Raw genomic sequence first — 15,142 nt, 5'->3', positions numbered from 1 at the left:
GCACCTGGGTCAGAGGTCGGTCACCAACAGCCGGTAACCGACGTCGATCGTTTTGAGCGCAAGCAGCTCGGCGTGACGGGTGTGCCACCGCCCGGTCGTCAGATCGTCCGCGAGCCGGGTCAGTCCGGGCGCGATGACGTCTTCGCCGGTCTGGGCGAGCATGGAGATCCCCGCGCGCACCTGCGGGTCGAGGTAGGCGTGGGGGCGGCGCCAGTATGCGGCGCCGAATCCGTCCGTACAGTCGTGGGGAATCAGGACCGGCTCCTGGCGCGCCCCGCCAAGCAGGTCGGCCAGCCGGTCGCTGGGGAGGGCGCGGCTGTCGTCGAACGCGGCTGCCTCCGGGAGGTACTCCCGTACGAGCCAGAACCGCTCGCGGAAGATGTGCTGGTCCCACGTCAGGATGATGATGCTGCGGCGGGCGACCCGGCGCAGTTCTCCGATTCCGGCCGCCAGGTCGGCCCAGTGGTGGACGGTCAGCAGGGCCATGACGGCGTCGGCGGCGTTGTCACGCAGCGGGAGGTGTTCCGCGCCCGCTTGCACGGCGGGCGCGGATCCTGGTGGGCGCTGCGCAAGCATGACCTGACTGGGTTCGACCGCGAGGACCGTTTGCGGGGGTTCGTACGAACCGGTGCCGGCCCCGACATTGATCACGTCCGCGACGTCTCCGAGCGCGGCGTGGATCTGCGCGGCGATCCGCGGGTCGGGCTGCCGGGTCCGGGCATACGTCGCGCCCAGCGTGTCGTAGGTGGCCATGCACGTCAGTTTGCCCAGCGGGCCGGGTACATAAGAAGCCGTCTGCGGCCGACCGTCTCGCAGGGCTGCATTAGTCTCTCAGGGCTGCATCAGGCCGAGTCGCGCACAACGCCCGTGCTGTCCCCGCGCAGCACCTCATCGCCGTCCTGGTTGACGATCACGATGCCGAACTCGATCCCCGTCCCGGACCGCTTCCGCTCCAGTGCCCGCACTGTCACGCGCGCGGTGATGGTCTCCCCCTCCCAGACGGGCCTGAGGAACTCCCAGCTCATCCGACGGGCGATGTAGTCCAGTCGGCCGCCGATCTGCGTCGCCAACGAGGCTGTCAGCAGACCGTGCGCCATGACCTGCCGGTCAGCCGAGACGTGGTGGCGCCCCTCGTCGCCCACAAGAGATGCGAACGCTGCGATGTCCTCGGCCAGAATGGTGCGCTGCGCCGTGAGTACCTGCCCCACCGAGAGCGCGGACGCCTTGTTCACTCCGGCGACTTCAACGTCACCGATATCACCACTGTCACCACTGTCACCGCAGTCATCGCTGTCACCGCTCTGGGACACGTTCTCCCCTTCGCTTTCGGCCCGGGCCGGTCCTTCCATCCGTCCCGGGGCAAGCTACTCCGTCACTCGCCTTCCTGACTCAAGGGGGCAACGGACTCGGCGGACTCGGCGGACTGGGCAGGGACGCGGGGGACGGAGCCGTAGCGGCGGGTGCGTCGTGCGTACTCCTCCATGGCGTGCCACAGGTCGCGGCGGTCCACATCCGGCCAGGGAGTGTCGAGGAACAAAAGCTCGGCGTAAGTCGCCTGCCAGGGCAGGAAGTTGGAAGTGCGCTGGTCGCCGCCGGTGCGCAGGAGCAGGTCGACGTCGGGCAGTTCGGGAACGTGCAGATAGCGGGCGAAGGCGTGTTCGGAGACCGAGGTGGGTTCGGTCTTCCCGGCGGCCGCCGCCTGGGCCAGTTTCGCCGCGGCAGCGGTGATCTCGGCGCGTCCGCCGTAGTTCACGCATGCCGTCACGGTCAGGCCGGTGCAGTCACGGGTGGCCTGTTCGGCTTCGCCGAGTGCCTCGATGACATCGGCCGGCAGGCGGGAGCGTAGTCCGGCCCAGCGTACGCGGGCGTTCATCGACTGGCAGTCGTCCACGAGGCGTCGTAGCTGCCGCGGGATTTCGTACATCAGCGCGTGGAGTTCGTCGGCGGGGCGTTTCCAGTTCTCGGTGGAGAACGCGTACACAGTCAGATATTCAAGGCCGATCTCCAGGGCGCCGTGGACCACGTCGATCAGCGCGTCGGCGCCCGCCCGGTGACCGTCGGTGCGGGGCAGGCCGCGGGCGCCGGCCCAGCGGCCGTTGCCGTCCATCACGATCGCGACATGGCGCGGCGTCGCCTCGGCGGGCAACTGCGGCGGGCGGGCTCCGGACGGGTGAGGGGTCGGCTGTGCGACAGGCCGGCGCTGAGCGGCGAGCCGGCGTGCCTCCTCGACTGGACTGACGGCTCCGCCCGCACCACCGACGGACGGCTCGGGCGTGGGCAGCGGGCAGGGCCGGACGGGGAACGGGAACAGGCTCCAGGCCAGCGCGGCCCGGGCCCGGGCGGGCAGCAGCAGGCGCAGGCGGGCACGTCGCGGCAGTGCCGGGCGACGGTGCAGCAGCGCGGCGGGGGCATCGGCCGCAGCCTTGAGCCGCAGCCGGTACAGGTCGGTGTACGTGTTGAGTGCGATGCCGATGGCCGGGTGCAGCACCGGCGGCAGTGGTGTCCGGTCGAACCATGTGCCGGCCCGGTCCACCAGGCGGCGCACCAGGTCTTCGAACGCAGGGGTACTACGCCGGGCCAGCAGGTCCGTGCGCTGCACCCCGGCTTCGTCCAGGGCCTCCTGCGGCAGCGGCACATGGCCGCGGCCGAGGTCGTCGGAGAGGTCGACGAGTGCGTCGGTGAGATAGACGGCATCGACTGCGGTCTGCCAGGCGGCCGCCGCGTCGGGCACACCGGCGGCAAGGTCCTCCGGTTCTGCGGACAGGCCCGCCACCCGCAGCAGCAGCGAGCCCATGCGCAGGACGAGCGGGGTATTGATCAGACTGTTGTAGTGCCGCCACTCATGCCAGGTGGCGAACTGCCGTCCGTGGACGTCCCGGCGCAGCTCTTCGAACAGGGTGTGCAGGAACCCCGGCGGAAGGTTCCAGACCAGCATGGTGTGGATCAGCGCCTGCCGCACCGGGTCGGTGCTGCGGCCGTCTCGCAGGTCCGCGTCGAACGCCGAGATCCATGCTTCAAGGCGCCCGGCCCGCTCCGCCGCGGCCCGCTCAGGGGTTTCGGCTGCTCTGTCAGGGTTCTGGGCCGCATCAGCCAGGTCGTCCACTGCCCGTACGGCGCCGTACAGCGCCCAAGTGGCGAAGCGGAGCGGCGGCGGCAGCAGCTGTGAGACGGCGTACTCGATCTCCCCCGTGGCACGGGTGGCGTGCCGGCACACCTCGTAGCCGCGGCGCAGCACCGGATCATGGATGCCGCTGCGGCGCCAGACCGGGACTGCCGCCGACACGGCGAAGCTCTTCACCTCAGCCTTCCTTCGGGCTGCTGGGGCCGGTTGGGGGATCCACGCCAGGGCCAGGGCGCTGCCGACGGCGGTCAGCAGAAACCCGAGCAGCAGGCCGCCGAGGTTGGCGGCGACCAGACTGACCAGCGACATGACGGCGGCCAGGACGCCGGAGAAGTAGCGCAGGGCCGGGGTCCGCCACGTCGTCACCCCCGCAACGACGAACATGGCGCCCAGGGCCCAGGAGGCGGCGCCCGCGGTGCCGGCGAACCGCAGGAATCCCAGTCCTGCCCAGGAGATTCCGATCAGTTCAAGGCCGCCGAGCACCAGCAGCAGTCCCGCCGCGAACGGGCGGCTCCGACGCCACTCCCGCCAGCGGGATCTCCAGTCGGACGGCGGCGTCCCGCTCATCGGGCGTCTCCCCGCTCGCAACCGCCCGCTCCCCGGCGCAGATCGATGGCAACCCCGTGGGACGTGATCGTCCCGGCCGTGAAGGCATGCGGCTGCGTGGTGACCCCGGTGCCGCTCACCTTGTCCGCGCCGACGGTGAACAAGCCCGTGGGCCGGCTCAAAGACACTTGCGGGGTGCCGAGCTTCGCACCGGAGACCTTCACGGAGCGGGCCGTGGCCTGACCCGCCTCCACGGTCAGCCCGTTGGCGGAGGCCCGCTCAATACGCACCACGACCGTCACCGCACCGACGAGCGGCAGCTGAGCGGTGGAGGTGACGCAGGCGTCCTCCACGCTCGCCTTCTCCATCCGCGTGGCCAGGGCGGGCAGCAGGCTCCCGCGGCCCGAGGCGGCCGGTGAGGCCGACAGATCCGACCCGGACACCCGCGCGGCATGCACGGTGACGGGTACCTCTCCCGCGAAGGCCACGGAAACCGCGCCTGCCGCGCTTCCCGCCAGCAGGGCGGAGGCACCCGCAAGCAAAGGCGTCAGAGCCAGGGCGAAACGCCACCGGCTCGTGCGTCCGGCATGCGTCATCACGGGGACGTCGTTTTTGATCACGCCCGTCCCAACGACCACCTGCGGCGGAAGGATCGGACTATCCATCCATCGGCTGATGACATTGCTGACGATTGACCGGCCACGGGGAAATCCCAGGTGACATCCGCGCACTGGCGTCATTCAAGGTGCGTGCGAGTACGCGGAGACGGTGTCAACAACGGCGGTGCGCTGCATGCGCTCGTGCGCTGGGTGCGCTTCCGAGGCCGCGGACCGAGAACGCAGCGGATGCCGGGAACGAGCCTGTCGCGGAACGGGCACTGCGTGCCTGGGCGTCCTGGTGCGCGGCCCGGCATCACCACGGCAGCCCGGCTGCCGCCATCATCTGCAGCGACCGCGCAGCACCGCGACCCCGACGTCTACTGGCGTGACATCCAGCGCAGCCAGGACCGCCACGTCGGCGGTCCGGGCCGGCCGGTGCAGGGGCGCGCGGTCCCGCCACAGCTCGTGCGCCTGCGCCCACGTCCTTCGTCATCGGCGTGTCCACCAGCCCCGGAGCCCCCGCGTCGACCCGCACCTCGGGCCCGAGCACGGCCGCGAGCAGCCGGATACGTGGTTCAGTGCGGCCTTGCTCGCCGCGTACGGCACGGAAGAGGCCTTGGGACGCACCCCGGCGTGGCTGGTGACGTTCACGATGTTGCCGCCCGAGGGAGATTGGCGCATCGCCGCGACGTAGGGGCCGACCGCCGCACCACGCCATGCCGGGGCGACGCCGCTCTCGCCCTCCTCCGCGACCGGGTGCCGTGACCGGGCGGTTCCCGTCCGGTCCCCTTCCTCTGCTGGGGCTGGCACGAGCACCGAGCGCATGACCCGACCCCACAGCTGACGTCTGCAGGCCAATCGCGTCACACCGATGGAACCTAAAAGAAACACACGAGGTCCTGCCCCACCACGCGGAACAGTCTTAACATCGTCTTTTCTACGCGCATTGGTACCGGGGTGAGGGGTGAGGAGTGGGGGGCTGTGCGTTGCGGAAGCCGAGCCGTGAGGGCGGTCGTGTCCGCGCTCGGGCTCGTCATCCCTGGAGCGGACACCTGCGGCCCGGAGTCCGGCTTCGACTCGGACCGTCACCCTCACCGTCAGCTCGACCAACTACGGCGACCGCGTCCACAAGGACTCCCAGGCGAACGGGGCCCGGGTCGGCCCGCTGTTCCAGTCCGAGCATCCCGGCATCCGCCTGGAGGCCACGGCCTACCCCGCGGGCACTGTCCACGCGCAGGTCGCCGAACTGGCCGACCTGGCCGAGTGGGCCAAGGCAACCGGCATCGTTCAGACCGTCGTCGGCACTGCGGAGCAGGTCCCGACTAGGGCGCAGGAGGCGAAACGAGGTGCTGACCGCGCCGACGTCGCCACATCGCTGACCATCCGTCGCACGCCATGGCCAGAGCGACGGCCAGGGTCTCTCCAGGTCGTACTTCGCCGTACACACCGCCGGACCACGAGCGTAGGCCGGTGCGCACCGAACCCGCCGCCCAGCAGGCGGCGACTTCCTCACCACCATGATCCGCTGAGAGGCACCCGTGATCCGCAAGAGATTCCGCAGGTCTACCGTCAACGCTGCGGATGCCGCGCAAGCAGGTGTTCCCAAGCTGATCCACGTCATCTGGATCGGCAAGAAGGCCTTCCCCTACCGGGACAACTTCCACACCTGGAAGCAGCACAACCCCGACTACAAGGTCCAGCTCTGGACCGACAAGAACCTCCCCGTGCTGCACAACCAGTGGATCTACGACGCCCTCGCCGACCAGCCGCTTGCCATACGGGCCGACCTTCTCCGCCTCGAAATCCTCGCGCAGTACGGCGGCATCTACACCGACGCCGACTCCTGGTGCACGAAACCCCTCGCCCCCCTGGTCGACGACCTGACCCTGTTCGGCATGACCGGCAACAAGGGCAACGTCCAGAACGCCACCCTCGGCACCGTCCGGAACCACCCCGCCTACCGCGTGCTCGTCGAAGGCGCCGGAGCACACTACGTCCGCCTGGCCTACCAAAAGCGCAACACGACGGAGAGGTACGAGGTCTTCGACATCTTCGGCACCCGCTACGTCACCCCGATACTGCGTTCCTTCCCCGACTTCACCCAGATCGACAACGGTGCGGCCAAGGGAAGCCGCCGCCTGATATGCGTCGAGGGCCTGGAGGACATCAGCGAGGCCTACATCGTCCACGCCAACGCCACCACGTGGAAGAAAGTTGGCAGCGACAACAGGCTCACGCTCACACCGGCCCATCCCGAAATGGCATCTCCCGTGCAAGCTCACGGCGGGCCGGACATGCGCGGGCCGATCTCTTCAGGGCGGACAGCTTCTTGATCCAAAAGTAAGCATCGAGTCGCTCACATCGAGTCACTCACGATGCCGCTGGCTCGTCGAGGACGTCGACCGCCCACGCGGTTGCTTGAGGCATGAACCGGTGCTCGGCGGCGTGTGCCGCCATGCGGGCGTTGCGCAGCCGGGCCTCGGGCCCGTCCGGCAGGTGGAAGTCCTCGCCCGCCCGCGCGGAGCGGGCCTGCATGCTCGTGGCGGCCGCAAGCCGTCGGTGTACGTACCGGTCCAGCGCATCGGGTACCTCGGCCGGCGTCGCGTCCGCGAGGACGTCGCCGAGGACGGCCGCGTCCAAGATCGCCTGCGCCGCGCCCTGGGCCTGGAACGGCACCATCGCATGGGCACTGTCGCCCAGCAGGGTCACCCGCCCGATGTTCCATCGCGTCAGCGGGGCACGCGTGTAGATGCCGTAGCGGAAGACCTGCCCCGCGCGTTCGAGGACGCTGAGCACCCGGGGGTCCCAGCCGTCGAACTCGCGCAGTTGCTCTCCGGGCTCCGCCTGGGCGGTCCACGACTCCTGCGCCGCCTCCGCCCCGAACACGGCCACGACGTTGAGCAGTTCGCCACGACGCACCCAGTAGTGGACGAAGTGCCGGCCCGGTCCGAGCCAGACAGCGAGCTCCGGCAGGTCCAGATCGGCCACCTTGTCGGCTGGAAGCAGAGCCCGGTAGGCGGCGGTTTTCGAGAAGACCGCCTCATCCGCGCCGAAGAGCCACTGGCGGGCCGCGGAGCGCACCCCGTCCGCGGCGACGACCAGGTCCGCCTCCAGGCGCTCGCCGCTCGCCGTCGTCACACAGGCGGACTCGTCGTCCTGGTCGATGCCCACGACGACGGTGTCGAGGCGCACTGACTGGGGCGGCACCGCAGCGGTCAGGGCATGGTGCAGATCGGCCCGGTGGACCAGGAGGTACGGTGCCCCGAACTCGTCCTCGGCCTCGCGCCCCAGCGCATAGCGGCAGATCTCCGCCCCGTCGGACCAGGTGCGGAAGCTCACGTGGGAGGGGTGGTGTGCCCGTGCGGCGACCGTCTCGAACAGGCCCAGTCGGCGCAGCACTCGCGTGGCGTTGGGAGCGAGCTGGAGGCCGGCACCGACCTCGGCGAAGCGCGGCGTCTGCTCGACGAGCGTGACCTCATGGCCGGCGCGGCGCAGGCTCAGCGTCGCGGCCAGTCCCCCGATGCCCGCCCCCACGACGATCGCCCTCATGCCACGACCTCACTGCGACCCACTCGCGCTCCCCCGTCCTTGCCCCCACCGACCTGCCGCCACCATTCCCCCGACCGCACGCTCACGTCCCTCATCCGTATCCGCTCCCGTGCCGCCTGCTGACGCGGCCCGAGACCTCCCCCTTGCACATACCGCACAGACATAGACACGGCATACCGCCGACACAGGTCGACGTCACCCCGAAAACACCCGCAAAGGCGGTAACAGGCCAATTGGAGCGCGAAATGGCCTGTAGCACCAACCTGCCTTATCCATCCGGGAGTTGGACCAGCCGGAGGTTGAACCGACCGGGTGCCGACGCATTGACCCTCGGCGGGCTCCGCGCTTTTATCGCGTGAGTCCTCTGCGCAGGGCTGGGGACATGAGGGGCGGCTGTAGCCGTCCCGTGGCCGAAGGGGGAGCCATCCGATGAGACTGAGACCTTCCTTACGCACTTCCATGACCGCCGTCCTGGCGGCCGCCCTCACCTGTCTCGCCTGGCCCGCGGGGGCGGCGAGCAACGAGGACCAGGCCCCGCGCACCGAACGGATCAGCGTGGCCCCCGACGGCACCGGCGGCAACAGGCACTCGGGGGAACCGGTGGTCAGCGCGGACGGACGCGTCGTCGCCTTCATGTCCTCGGCGACCAACCTGGTGCCCGGCACGGACGTGAACAACAGCGTCTTCTACCGGACGGCTCCCGGCGCGCCGCTGCAGCGTGTGGTGGTGCCGGGCGAGACGACGTCGGCGCCCCAACTGTCCGAGTCGGGGCGTCACTTGACCTTCAACTCGTACTCGGCCACGACCGGGAAGTCCTCCGTGCACGTCATGGACCTGCGCACCAGGCGCATCGAACGCCTGGCACCCGCGATGGACGAGGGCTACCAGGTCTCGTACGGCACCGCCCCGATCAGCACGAGCGGACGGTACGTCGCCTTCGTCGCCCGGCCCACCGTCGACGAGAACGGCGCGTTCGCCTGCCGGGTCATGCTCCTGGACCGCCGGACGCAGCAGGTGCAGCGGGTCAGCCGGCCCTCGGACGGCTCGAAGAACTTCCACCAGTGCCAGCAGATCTCGATGAGCGCCGACGGCCGCAAGGTCGCCTATCTGGAGGGCTATTCGGGGCCGAGCGACAACGACCAGGGCGACATCCTGGTGTATGACCGGGTGACGGGACAGACCGTGCAGGCCGATGCCACCCACGACGGCGCGCCGGCCGACAAGTCGGCGATCGCTCCGGTACTGAGCGCTGACGGCTCCAAGGTCGGCTTCAACTCAGTAGCCACCAACCTGGTCCCGGGCGCCGATCCGAACGGGAACACCGGCACGGCCTGGAACGCCTTCGTCCGTGATCTGCGCACCGGCACGCTCCAGCGGTACGACGGCCACTCCCCCACCGATCTCACCCTGGTGTCGGATCTGTCGGTGAACGGCTCGAAGCTGCTCCTGAACACGGCCGACGCGGAGCGCAGGACTCTGGGGCTGATCCTGCGCGATGTGCGCAACGGTCACGAGGAACTGCTGTCACCGGGCCAGGACGGCAAGCCCGTCACCGTGGGACGAGCGGCCCTCAGCGCGGATGAATCGACGGCCGTCTTCGACTCGTACTACCCCGGCCTGGTGCCCGACGACTCGAACCTGATCGGGGATGTCTTCGTCCGCACCTTGCGCTGAGCCGCCGGCGAGGTCTTCGCAGCACGCTTCCGGTGCCGGGTCAGAGCCTGCGGGCGAACAGGTCCAGCAGGGCCGTCCAGTGACGTTCGGCGGCCTCCTCGCTGTACGAGGCGGTATCGGCCTGGGTGTAACCGTGCTGGGCGTCGGCGTAGATTTCGCCCCGGTGGCGGACGCCCGCCGCGCTGAGGGCCTTGTCGAGACGGTCGATCTGCTCGGCGGGGTTGGCGGCATCCTGGTCGGCGTGGCCGAAGTACAACTCCGCGGTGATGCGGTCGGCGAGCAGGTGCGGGCTGTCCGGCGCGTCGGTGGCGAGGCGGGCGCCGTGGAACCCGGCCGCGGCGGCGACGCGGTCCGGGTGGGCACCCGCGGTACGCAGGGCGAGCCCGGCGCCCATGCAGTAGCCGGTGAGCCCGACGGGGCCGTCGGTGGTCAGCGGGGAGGCGGCCAGCCAGTCGAGGTAGACGGCGGCGTCCCTCATCGCCCGCTCGGGCGTCAGCGTCTGCGCGGCCGGCCGCAGGCTCTGGACGATCTCCGGACGCTCGGCGAGGTCGATGTACTCGGGCAGCTCTGCCACCGGCGCCTTGCCGTAGCGGTAGAACACGTTGGGCACGAGGACGACGTATCCGGCCGCCGCGAGCCGGTCGGCCATGGACTTCAGGTGCGGTCGCAGTCCGAAGGCGTCCATGTAGAGGAGGACGGCCGGGTGCGGGCCGCCGCCGACGGGGTGGGTCAGGTAGGCGTCGGCGGTTCCGTCGGGAGTGGGGATGTCGACAGATGATCCGTGCACGGCAGTGCTCATGGCGGTCCTCAGTCCTCAGTCCTGGGTAAGGGTTGCGGCGGCGGCGCCCGCAGGAAGCCGTACGGCCTGGCCGACCAGTTCCTCGACCCGGGTGGCGGGCACCGGGACACCGGGCGTCTCGAAGAACCAGCGTCCCGCCTCTTCCTGGCTCAGTCCCTTGGGCCGCTCGGCCAGGTACGGCTGGACGTAGACGGGCGTGCCGGGCTCACTGCGCCAACTGTCGGCCAGGGTACCGATGTCCACGGCGTCGTAACCGAGGACGTCCAGCAGCCTGGCCACCTCCTCCTTGGCCGCCGGGTCGTCGCCCGCGATCGGCAGGGCGCTGCGGTCGGGGGCGCCGGCGGGGCGGGCGCTGACGGACAGGCGCCGGAAGTCGATGTTGTTGAACGCCTTCACCACCCGGGAGCCGGTCAGGTGCCGCTGCACCAGCTCGCAGGAGGTCGACCCGCCCGTGTCGAGGTCGGCGAGGCGGCCGTCGCGCTCCGGGTAGTAGTTCATCGTGTCGATCACGGTCTTGCCCGCGAGTGCCCCGGCCGGCAGCTGCGCGTAGTGCTTGAGCGGGATGGTCGCCACCACCAGGTCGCCCACCCGAGCCGCCTCCTCCGGCGTGGCGGCACGAGCGCGGTCGCCGAGCCTGGCGACGAGGTCGGCGAGGGTCCCCGGCCCGCGGGAGTTGCTGACGACGACGTCCAGCCCGGCCGCCACGCCGAGACCGGCCAGCGCGCTGCCGATCATGCCGCTGCCGATGAGTCCGAGAGTGCGAGTGGTCACGAGGTGCCTTGTCCTGAGTTCCGAAACTGAAGTCATCAATTGAAACTGAGTGTCAGGTTAGCCACCGAGCTGCATTACTGCAAGCGGGGATCTGGCGGCGCGGTACCATCGCCGGGTGGCAGCAGCAGGACGTACGAAGACGAGGGACATCGCTCGGGCCGCCGTACGGGCCGAACTGGGCCAGGTGGCTTTCGAGTTGTTCCTCCGCGAGGGCTTCGAGAAGGTGACCGTCGATGACCTCGCCAAGGCCGCGGGCGTCTCCCGCAGCACCTTCCTGCGCTACTTCGACACCAAGGAGGACGCCGTCCTCGGCGCCTTCGAGGACAAGGGCGAGCGGGTCGCCGAAGCGCTACGGGGCCGCCCTGCCGACGAGGACGACTGGACCGCGCTGCGCAATGCCCTGGACACGGCCATCGAGCGCTACCGCCAGGACCCGGACGCCTCCCTGGCCATGACCCGCCTGGTCCGCGGCACCCCCGCCCTGTGCGCACGACAGCTGGAGAAGCAGCACGGCTGGCGCCCGGCCCTGGCCCGCGCCCTCGCCGAGCGAAGCGAGAGGGGCGTGCCCCCGGGCGAAGGCCGGGGAAGCGACGGCTCGCCCGAGTCCCCGGCCATCGGTCACTGGGTCCGCGCGTCCGCTGCCTTGGACTGCCTCAACGTCGCCGTCGACCACTGGTCCGACTCCGACGGCCGCCTCGACCTCGTCACCCTCCTCGACGAAGCCTTCGCCGCGCTCGCACCGCGCTGATGTCTGTCGTGCGGAGTCGACCGGTGGGGCCCCCAACAGAGCGCTGGTGAGACTGACGTTACGGTGGATCATCTCCCGGACAGTCACTGCCCTTCACAAGGAGAGAGACGCGCTGCCTTGCCCCACGAAAAGGATCACCAGAGGGAGTTCCTCAGAAAGCAGTCCCGTGTACGGGGGATGATGCTCGGCCTGGCGCTCGGGGACACGCTGGGAGGAGCCCGGGGCAGGCTGCCCGCCGGCGGTCCGCTGCGGGCCGGTGTCAGCACCCAACTGGCCTGCTTCACCGCCGAGGGCATCATCCGCGCGCAGGTGCGCGGAAACCACAAGGGAATCTGTTATGCGCCGGGGGTGGTCCTGCACGCCTACTGCCGGTGGGCCGTCCTGCAGGGCATCGAGGTGGAGAAAATGCGGCGCCGCTGGAAGCCTTTCGGCGACGACGCGTGGCCGGACGGCTGGCTCGCGGGTGTGCCCGCGCTGGCCGAGCGGCGCGGCAGCGCACCGGCGACGGTGACGGCCCTGTCCCGGATCGACGAAGGCCAGGAGCGGATGGCCACCACGAGCCGGGGCTGTCACGCACTGACCCGGGGCCTGCCGGTCGCGGTCACCGGAATCCAAGGGATCAGCCAGGCCGGCGCGGTGGCCGCGCTCACGCATGGCGACACGGCTGCGCAAGACGCCACCGTCCATGCTGCCGTACTGACCCACCACTGCCTGACGAACTCCGCTCCGGAACAGGGCCCGTATCCGTACATCGGCAGATCTGCCCGGGAAGTGCTGCACGCGGGTGTCACCGCTCTCCCGTCCGAAGGTCAGCGCATCACCGACGACGAGCACAGCCGTCTCGTCGCGGCATTCCAGCACGCTGTCGAGGAGCCGGCGGACGCGGGACGGCTGGCACGACTCGCGCCGGATGCCACCGCCCCCTCGGCGCTGCTCGGTGGCCTCTACGCAGCGGCCTCCTTCCCCGACCGCGCCCAGTTCCGCACCGCGCTGGAGTTCGCGGCGGGCGCACCGGACGGTGACTCTGTCGCCTGTGTGACGGGCGCGCTGCTCGGAGCCGTACACGGAGTCGAGGCCCTGCCTTTGGACCTGGTCAGCCGTCACGAACTGGCGTGGGTCCTCGACACCCTGGCCCGCGACCTGCTGTTGGAACTCGACGATTCGCCCAGCGGCAGCGAGTACATCAAGGGGTGGGACCCGCACTGGTGGCACCGCTATCCCGGCTGGTGACTCTCGTATCCCGGCTGGTGACTCTCGTCGTCTCACGACTGCGGCTCCAGGGCGGGCGCGAAGCGGGACAGCAGGGAACCAACTCAACCTACTGTCAACTCCTTTGGATGTGAGTGAGGTTGTCCCGGTGCGGTTCCATGCTTCCCGGTCGTACCGGAGGCGGATGCGCCTGCCGCGCGGGCATGCGGCAGCCCACCGTCGTATCGCAGAATGAGGCGTGAGCGAACAAACCCAGCCCTTCAGACCGTGGCTCCGCACGATAACGGCGCGCGATCCCGCTGAGCCGCACCGCGCGGCCACCCCGCTCGAGCTGCTGTTCGACCTGTGCTTCGTCGTCGCTGTGGCGCAGGTCGCCGCGCAACTGCACCACGCGGTGAGCGAGGACCATGCCTCGACGGGGATCCTCAGCTATTTCGCCGTGTTCTTCGCCATCTGGTGGGCGTGAACCAACGGAACAACAGGTTACCGCGAAGCCCTGACCAGGGGCTACGGCCAGGCAGCACGAAGCCCCGCCCATGCGCCACGGGGGAGGACGCACAGACGGGGCAGTCAGGGGCCTTGCTGGTCAGCGCTGAGCGTGCACAGGGGCACTTTGGGCGCGAAGCTCAGCTAGCCGCCGCTGGTACAGGGGGCCGACAGCGTGAGCGCCCCGGGCTTCGCTGGGGGTGGATTGCTCGATCAGGTGATGGGCCACGGCCTTGAGGTGAGCGGCCCACGCCAACACATGCTGTTGAGCGGGACGCCCGCATTCCTGGGGTTCACCAGGCAAGCACAGCGGAAGTTGGGGACCCAGCTTGTTTGCTGCGTGCCGAATGTATCCAGCGATGCGCGCCCATTCTTCTTCGGTCCGCTGTATGGCGTTGCTTTCGTTCTCCCACCCCCACGGGCTGAAGTCGTCCCCGTGATCGTCCATGTGTGCGCTCCCTGGTGATCTCAGCGGGTTAAACCGGTGAGCCGATCGTAGCCCCGCTGTCTACCTCCCTGGGGTCACAGTGCCCCAGGGACGGCACGCACGGACCACACGGACCGCACATGGGCAGGAATTGAGGCGGAGTACAGGACTGTGCGCCCTCTCCGTGTACCGCCGTGATATCGGCCAGTACTTCCGTCATTCGCGCCCCGCCCCAGATTTCGCACAGCGGAGCGTCATTCACGTTCCCGATGTTGAGGAACCTGCCGAGAACGCACGGCGACACGTCGCCGGTAGGGCCGATGGCACATTTCTCATGGGCGCAGTGCCCGCACAGGTCGCTGATGGTTGGCGCAGCGCCCTTGCTTGCCCGTCCGAATGCGCGGGTCCGGTCCCCGCCTACCGTGCCCACACCGAGCGCCGTAAGGTCCCTTGCTGCCTCTTGCACGCGCTGACCTTCCCGGACCGCCACGACTCCACCACGCAGCGGGATATCCAGGCTCAGAGCCTTTTCCACGTTGGCGCGCGTGCGCTTGTGAGAACCCCGGAGCCTGGTCACTGCGTCGTGTTCCTCCGCTGTGTCGGAGTAGTACGACGTTGCGAGCCTGACACCGCAGGCCGTGAAGGTTTCCCACAGCTCATCCCGGATGTGGGTCATGTTCGAGAACACTTCGACGGACAGCCCCGCCCCGTGCGTGTGCCGAATCAGCGCCGGAAGGCTCGGGTACAGGGTCGGTTCCCCGCCGATGAACTGAACGTCGAGCGCGCTGATGTCCGCGAGTTCGTCAATGACGCGTAACCAGTCCTGAACGGTCATGGTGCCGTGCGTTCCCTTGGGCGACGAGTCCGCGTAGCAGTGATCACAGAATTCATTGCAAAAGCCCGTCACCTCAAGCCATGCGAAATTGAGCAAGTTTTGGGCAGCACTCACCACAGCACTCCTTACGGTTGTTGGTTGCGCGGGCAGGAGCGGGAATTTCTACTCGTCCCGCATCACGCGCGTAGGGGAGAGCATCACGAACGGGGCCACTGGGGGTGCCAGCTATCGCTATCCTGCCAATCGGGGGGCAGGCTATCGATTCCGGGGGGCCACCTGACTATCTCGAACTCCCATACATCCCATTCGGCCGTTAGAGGGTTGTCGTATTCGCACCACTTGGTAATGTGCGGCCACCCCTTGCCCTCTGAACGCATG

Annotated in this window: 14 protein-coding genes; 5 read left to right on the top strand and 9 right to left on the bottom strand. The window is 69.4% G+C overall.

The genetic code is table 11. From position 1 onward, the window contains the following. Positions 1 to 9 precede the first annotated feature (9 nt). The 5 genes from G5C60_RS03540 to G5C60_RS53960 form a co-directional block, all read right to left on the bottom strand. Positions 10 to 753, bottom strand: coding sequence for a class I SAM-dependent methyltransferase (locus G5C60_RS03540; RefSeq protein WP_165254673.1), 744 nt, complete (start codon positions 751 to 753; stop codon positions 10 to 12). Between the two features lie 89 nt (positions 754 to 842). Beyond that, a complete protein-coding gene (locus tag G5C60_RS03535) occupies positions 843 to 1,310 on the bottom strand; it encodes a hotdog family protein (RefSeq protein ID WP_165254672.1) in 468 nt (155 codons plus the stop codon). 62 nt (positions 1,311 to 1,372) lie between these two features. Continuing rightward, the gene (gene uppS / locus G5C60_RS03530; protein WP_165254671.1) at positions 1,373 to 3,688 is read right to left on the bottom strand and encodes a polyprenyl diphosphate synthase; all 2,316 of its coding nucleotides are present in this window, start codon (positions 3,686 to 3,688) and stop codon (positions 1,373 to 1,375) included. Beyond that, entirely contained in the window at positions 3,685 to 4,263 is a 579-nt protein-coding gene (locus tag G5C60_RS03525) for a DUF6230 family protein (RefSeq protein ID WP_165254670.1), read from the bottom strand. Before G5C60_RS03525 ends, uppS begins: the two co-directional genes overlap by 4 nt. Before the next feature lie 492 nt (positions 4,264 to 4,755). Continuing rightward, entirely contained in the window at positions 4,756 to 4,947 is a 192-nt protein-coding gene (locus tag G5C60_RS53960) for an SDR family NAD(P)-dependent oxidoreductase (protein ID WP_420907338.1), read from the bottom strand. Positions 4,948 to 5,804: 857 nt separating this feature from the next. On the opposite strand from G5C60_RS53960, the gene G5C60_RS03515 reads away from it, so the two are divergent. After that, a complete protein-coding gene (locus tag G5C60_RS03515; protein ID WP_165254669.1) occupies positions 5,805 to 6,599 on the top strand; it encodes a glycosyltransferase in 795 nt (264 codons plus the stop codon). A 37-nt stretch (positions 6,600 to 6,636) separates the two neighbouring features. Here G5C60_RS03515 and G5C60_RS03510 read toward each other — a convergent pair whose 3' ends face one another. Further along, on the bottom strand, positions 6,637 to 7,815 hold the full coding sequence (locus G5C60_RS03510) for an FAD-dependent monooxygenase (RefSeq protein WP_165254668.1): 1,179 nt from the start codon (positions 7,813 to 7,815) through the stop codon (positions 6,637 to 6,639). Between the two features lie 459 nt (positions 7,816 to 8,274). Here G5C60_RS03510 and G5C60_RS03505 point away from each other — a divergent pair, with 459 nt between their 5' ends. After that, positions 8,275 to 9,489: a TolB family protein gene (locus G5C60_RS03505; RefSeq protein ID WP_165254667.1), complete on the top strand. Its 1,215-nt coding sequence runs from the start codon at positions 8,275 to 8,277 to the stop codon at positions 9,487 to 9,489. Positions 9,490 to 9,529: 40 nt separating this feature from the next. Here the strand turns inward: G5C60_RS03505 and G5C60_RS03500 are convergent, their stop codons facing one another. Next, the gene (locus tag G5C60_RS03500) at positions 9,530 to 10,288 is read right to left on the bottom strand and encodes a dienelactone hydrolase family protein (protein WP_165254666.1); all 759 of its coding nucleotides are present in this window, start codon (positions 10,286 to 10,288) and stop codon (positions 9,530 to 9,532) included. Positions 10,289 to 10,303: 15 nt separating this feature from the next. After that, entirely contained in the window at positions 10,304 to 11,095 is a 792-nt protein-coding gene (locus G5C60_RS03495) for an NADPH-dependent F420 reductase (RefSeq protein WP_165254665.1), read from the bottom strand. A gap of 79 nt (positions 11,096 to 11,174) precedes the next feature. Here G5C60_RS03495 and G5C60_RS03490 point away from each other — a divergent pair, with 79 nt between their 5' ends. The 3 genes from G5C60_RS03490 to G5C60_RS50930 all read left to right on the top strand — a co-directional run bounded on the left by G5C60_RS03490 (position 11,175) and on the right by G5C60_RS50930 (position 13,482). Next, complete coding sequence (locus G5C60_RS03490) at positions 11,175 to 11,807, top strand: TetR/AcrR family transcriptional regulator (RefSeq protein WP_338145674.1); 633 nt, start codon at positions 11,175 to 11,177, stop codon at positions 11,805 to 11,807. Between the two features lie 117 nt (positions 11,808 to 11,924). Further along, positions 11,925 to 13,037 (top strand): ADP-ribosylglycohydrolase family protein, encoded by a 1,113-nt coding sequence (locus tag G5C60_RS03485; RefSeq protein ID WP_206439049.1) that lies wholly within the window; start codon positions 11,925 to 11,927, stop codon positions 13,035 to 13,037. A gap of 217 nt (positions 13,038 to 13,254) precedes the next feature. Beyond that, complete coding sequence (locus tag G5C60_RS50930) at positions 13,255 to 13,482, top strand: low temperature requirement protein A (RefSeq protein WP_165254664.1); 228 nt, start codon at positions 13,255 to 13,257, stop codon at positions 13,480 to 13,482. Positions 13,483 to 13,978: 496 nt separating this feature from the next. Here the strand turns inward: G5C60_RS50930 and G5C60_RS03470 are convergent, their stop codons facing one another. Next, a complete protein-coding gene (locus G5C60_RS03470) occupies positions 13,979 to 14,878 on the bottom strand; it encodes a radical SAM/SPASM domain-containing protein (protein ID WP_338145673.1) in 900 nt (299 codons plus the stop codon). Between the last annotated feature and the right edge of the window lie 264 nt (positions 14,879 to 15,142).

The organism is Streptomyces scabichelini, from assembly GCF_011045015.1.
Classification (GTDB): domain Bacteria; phylum Actinomycetota; class Actinomycetes; order Streptomycetales; family Streptomycetaceae; genus Streptomyces; species Streptomyces scabichelini.
The sequence above is the reverse complement of the archived record's forward strand: the minus strand, read 5'-3'. Positions and strand labels throughout refer to the sequence as shown.